Below are 886 nucleotides of genomic sequence, written 5' to 3'. Positions count from 1 at the left end.
TGAAGGAACAGAAATTTAGCTGGTAAAAGAAGCATCAGCTTTGGAACATTAATTTAACTTTGGTTTCGGCAGACGGAATTCTATTTCCAGTTCTTCGCCAAGCCTTTTCCGTTGTGCGTAATATTATGACACCTAAATTCTTGCTAACTTCTCTACTTGTTTTGATGACAACTATATGTTTTTCCCAGACAAACTTTGATGTACGCAGAAAGAAAATAAAACCTTTATTTATAGACACAGCAGTTGAGAAAACTTTTATTTACGATTTACCAAATGCTGTTCTATACTTTAAACAAAGTGATATTTCAGACTTCATTACCAACGTGAAAAACATTGAAGCTACACCAAACTATTCTTTTAAAAATTTTACTGATACACTCAAATCAAACACTAAAACTATAAGAGTTAAAGACATTTTTTATAGTTATGGAGAAGTTGAGCGTGATAGTATTTTAAGACACGAAAGAATTAGTGCCGACATGCAAGAACTAAATGAAGAATTTCATCTTATAGGTAATGACTTAATTTTTAGTGGACATGTTATGGTTTATTCAAAAGGCAATAAAAAATTTATATTCAAACCTTACATCGCAAAAAAACAAACAAGTTCATTAGGACAACAAGACTTAATTTTTTATCTTCCAAACGGTAAAATATTCTATCAGATTTTAATTGCATTTGGAGAATAAATACTACGCACAACATTGGTTTGGCAAAAAACTGGGGGACGGAAGTAATTGGACTTTTGTTTTACTATTTTGCTTCAGTTCCGGCAGAAGGAACAAAATTTAGCTGATAAAAGAAGTATCAGCATTTTAATATAAATTTAACTTCAGTTTTGGCTGACGAGTTTCAAATCCCAGTTCTTCGCCAAGCCTTTTCCGTT

At 31.7% G+C, this 886-nt stretch carries 1 protein-coding gene; it reads left to right on the top strand.

Going from position 1 to position 886, the window contains the following annotated elements; genetic code table 11:
- Positions 1–59 precede the first annotated feature (59 nt).
- Complete coding sequence (locus GO621_RS18690) at positions 60–689, top strand: hypothetical protein (protein ID WP_157569926.1); 630 nt, start codon at positions 60–62, stop codon at positions 687–689.
- Positions 690–886: the final 197 nt, after the last annotated feature.

Origin of the sequence: Mucilaginibacter arboris (assembly GCF_009754915.1) — a bacterium.
Classification (GTDB): domain Bacteria; phylum Bacteroidota; class Bacteroidia; order Sphingobacteriales; family Sphingobacteriaceae; genus Mucilaginibacter_A; species Mucilaginibacter_A arboris.
The sequence above is the reverse complement of the archived record's forward strand: the minus strand, read 5'-3'. Positions and strand labels throughout refer to the sequence as shown.